At 61.4% G+C, this 2,958-nt stretch carries 5 protein-coding genes and 1 pseudogene; 3 read left to right on the top strand and 3 right to left on the bottom strand.

Annotated elements, in window-relative coordinates; genetic code table 11:
* The 3 genes and pseudogenes from HV796_RS41345 to HV796_RS41335 form a co-directional block, all read left to right on the top strand.
* Positions 1 to 814, top strand: an 814-nt coding sequence (locus HV796_RS41345) for a tyrosine-type recombinase/integrase (protein ID WP_175233429.1), incomplete at its 5' end; no start/stop codon positions are given.
* Positions 815 to 905: 91 nt separating this feature from the next.
* Positions 906 to 1,154, top strand: coding sequence for a hypothetical protein (locus HV796_RS41340; RefSeq protein ID WP_175233428.1), 249 nt, complete (start codon positions 906 to 908; stop codon positions 1,152 to 1,154).
* A 34-nt stretch (positions 1,155 to 1,188) separates the two neighbouring features.
* Positions 1,189 to 1,362: pseudogene (locus HV796_RS41335) on the top strand (IS6 family transposase); the annotation flags it as partial.
* Positions 1,363 to 1,504: 142 nt separating this feature from the next.
* Here HV796_RS41335 and HV796_RS41330 read toward each other — a convergent pair.
* From HV796_RS41330 to HV796_RS41320, 3 genes are all read right to left on the bottom strand, one after another.
* Positions 1,505 to 1,855 (bottom strand): type II toxin-antitoxin system ChpB family toxin, encoded by a 351-nt coding sequence (locus HV796_RS41330; RefSeq protein ID WP_059769275.1) that lies wholly within the window; start codon positions 1,853 to 1,855, stop codon positions 1,505 to 1,507.
* The gene (locus tag HV796_RS41325) at positions 1,849 to 2,100 is read right to left on the bottom strand and encodes an AbrB/MazE/SpoVT family DNA-binding domain-containing protein (RefSeq protein ID WP_175233427.1); all 252 of its coding nucleotides are present in this window, start codon (positions 2,098 to 2,100) and stop codon (positions 1,849 to 1,851) included. The genes HV796_RS41330 and HV796_RS41325 overlap by 7 nt, the downstream gene beginning before the upstream one ends.
* 153 nt (positions 2,101 to 2,253) lie before the next feature.
* Positions 2,254 to 2,406 (bottom strand): hypothetical protein, encoded by a 153-nt coding sequence (locus tag HV796_RS41320; RefSeq protein ID WP_175233426.1) that lies wholly within the window; start codon positions 2,404 to 2,406, stop codon positions 2,254 to 2,256.
* Positions 2,407 to 2,958 lie beyond the last annotated feature (552 nt).

The following is a 2,958-nucleotide window of genomic DNA, read 5'->3' as shown; positions in this document are numbered from 1 at the left end:
GTTTCACGGGCCGCTAGCCACCAGCAGCCAGCGCCAGGCCATGGTGATCCTCAACGCCCTCTTCTCGTGGCTCGTCGGGGCCGGCTATCTCGCCGGCAACCCGCTGTCACTGTCGCGCCAGCGGGCGCGCCGCACGTCGCCGCGCATCACGCGCTTTCTGGAGCGTGACCTGTGGCAGGAGGTCAAGGTCTATATCGACTCGCTGCCCCGCGGGACGGACCGCGAGCGCGAGCGCTACTGGCGTGCGCGGTGGCTGTTCACCCTGCTTTACCTCGGCGGCCTGCGCATTTCGGAAGTCAGCGGCAATTCGATGGGGCGCTTCTTCTGCCGCCGCGACGCCGACGGGCACGAGCGCTGGTGGCTCGAAGTACTCGGTAAGGGTGACAGGGAGCGGCTCGTGCCTGCCTCCGCCGAAATGATGGTCGAGCTGGGCCGGTACCGGCGCGAGCGCGGGTTGCCCGTGCTGCCCGCCCCGCACGAGGACACGCCGCTCGTGATGCCACTCGGCCGATCGATGAAGCCGCTCACGCGCGCCGCGCTGCACACGATCGTCAAGGGCATCTTCGCCGGCGCCGCCGGAAAACTGCGCCTGCGCGGTGACGAATACGTCGCCCGCGCCGCCCAGCTCGAGCGGGCGTCCGCGCACTGGCTGCGCCACAGCGCAGGCTCCCACATGGCCGATGGCGACGTCGATCTGCGGCTCATCCGCGACAACCTGGGTCATGCGTCGCTGACCACCACGAGCCTTTACCTGCATGCCGATGACGACCAGCGTCACCGGGAAACCGAAGAGAAGCACCGCATTGACTGGTAGCGCCAGCCCCCCACGCGCTCAGAAAATATGGCACGGAGGCTAACCGCACGCCGTGGCGCAAGGCACACCTGTCGATTGATCCGGACCGGAGATGAACATCCACGCGATTGCCGTGACGGGCACGGAGCTGTCCGATGCAGCCGGGCTCGACGCGGCGCTGGCTGTCGACGCCTGCGTGGACTGCGTGATTGCCGATGGGACGTACTACAGCATCGCGCGCGCCGAAGCGTGGTCAGCCAGCGGCATATTGCCGGTGATTCCGCCACCGGCGAGCGCGGTCGTTCACGATCAGTCGGCCACGCGCTGGCCTTGGTTTTGTCGCGTTAAGGTGTTGAGGTAAAATTCGAGCGCCGCGACGACGACAGCGGATGAAGATGGTGACGACGAAAAAGATAGCGCGTAAAGCGCTGCCCGATGGGATAGCGAAGGTACTCAAACGGCTGCACTATCCGGCGGATGTGATTCTGCAGTGCGTGCGCTGGTACGTTGCGTACTCGCTGAGCCTGCGCGATCTCGAAGAGATGATCGCCGAGCGCGGTTTCGAGGTCAAGCCAGCATCCGAGTGCAAACTGATCGCACCAACGCATTGCAAGATCGCCATGCCGCTTCTCAAGCAGCGCACGCAACGCATGCGCTTCAACCGGCTCAATTCTTGTCTTTCCCAATCCCTCGCTCCCTTTTCTTGTTTTCCTACTCGATAATCGTTTGAAGCCGAGCCAACGCGTCCTCAACCACTTCGACGGGTGCGCGCTCGATCTTGCGCGCGCCGCGCCCTTCCAGGTCAAGCATGCGCACCATGTTCACGAGTGCCACGCCTTGGGTCTCCGTTCCCGAGCCTGAGAGCGGCACCGCGAAGCCCGCAAAGCGGGCGAATTCGCCGCCTTGGGTAATCGGCGCGACGAGTGCCACACCCAGCGCATTGAAAGCGGCGGGAGATAGCACGAGCGCCGGACGAAAATCGCCTTGCTGCTCACGACCGACAGTCGGATTCAGGCTCACGCGCACGATATCGCCCCGCTCGAACTTGACCCGCTTCACCATGCTTCACGCCCCACGGGCTTGACTTCGCCCCAAGCCGCGATGTCGGCGGGGATAGGAGCTTTCGCGTCGCATTGAGCGACCAGGTCGTCCAGCGAATACTTGCGACGTGCCGGGGTCAGCAGCACGCCATCCGGCCGCACGTCGGCACTCAGCGAACTGCCGACCGTCGCGTTGATCTGTTCGAGCAAAACGCTCGGCAAACGAACTGCCGCGCTATTACCCCATTTTTGAATCTTGAGTTCCATGACAACCTCCGTATGTTTATCCATTGTAGAAACGTGCGGTACGAAATGCAAGCAGTTTGTTTCTACAATGGCGATACGTCGGTGAACGAGATGACTATGGTGCTACCCAGTTATCGGCAGCAAACACCGCAAGTTTTGAGCATAGATCGCCCCTCATTCCCGAAGCTCGATCCCAGCTATGGCTTCGCGAAGCTCACACGGCGACATGTCGAGATATGGCGTAACGTGGTCGAGGCGAACTCCGGTGTAAATCGCCTTACCCAACGCATGATCGAACAGCCCCTCCAGACCTTTGCCCTTGCTCATCACCGACCACCCATTTCATACGGCTGGCTACTTTAACCGATTCCCTAAGCCGATTTGCACCAGGGCCTTCTGACCTTTAGCACATCAAATGGCTCGTGCAGTTCGTAGCGCTCGTGGGCGTCGTGGATATCCATGGTTTCGTGCATGACCGTTTCCCCTGAAGTAGTCATTCGCCAGACTGCGGCGGATTGCGAGCTCCTGGCCGAACCCGGAGGAACGTGGCCCGGTGGTCAGTCGCAGATGAGTCAAACCGACTGCCTGTGTTGTCGGGATAGTAGCGTTTTGAAGGGGGGCGCTGCATCACATCCGCGTCGACCGTTGTCACATTTATTGCGATTTCCCGAACCTTTATGCACGAACGCTCTCCGGATTTGAAGCGCTGCATGATCGCGAATTGACAAAATTATCGTCGCAACGGTGACAAAATCAATACGGTGTACGGCTGCGCGCGCATCATCCTTTCAGGCATCGAACTCAATGAAATGAACGCCTCCCACCCGTGAGCATTGGCGGCCGATAGAAGAAAAGGGGACCGTCACGGGCCGACGGCAC

Origin of the sequence: Paraburkholderia humisilvae (assembly GCF_902859855.1) — a bacterium.
In the GTDB taxonomy this organism is placed as follows: Bacteria; Pseudomonadota; Gammaproteobacteria; order Burkholderiales; family Burkholderiaceae; genus Paraburkholderia; species Paraburkholderia humisilvae.
Note: the sequence above shows the minus strand (reverse complement) of the source record. Positions and strands in the feature narration are given on the sequence as shown.

Excerpts from the sequence above, each read along its gene's own strand:
- HV796_RS41340 (WP_175233428.1), top strand. The coding sequence starts at position 906 with ATGAACATCCACGCGATTGCCGTGACGGGCACGGAGCTGTCCGATGCA.
- HV796_RS41330 (WP_059769275.1), bottom strand. The coding sequence starts at position 1,855 with ATGGTGAAGCGGGTCAAGTTCGAGCGGGGCGATATCGTGCGCGTGAGC.
- HV796_RS41325 (WP_175233427.1), bottom strand. The coding sequence starts at position 2,100 with ATGGAACTCAAGATTCAAAAATGGGGTAATAGCGCGGCAGTTCGTTTG.
- HV796_RS41320 (WP_175233426.1), bottom strand. The coding sequence starts at position 2,406 with ATGAGCAAGGGCAAAGGTCTGGAGGGGCTGTTCGATCATGCGTTGGGT.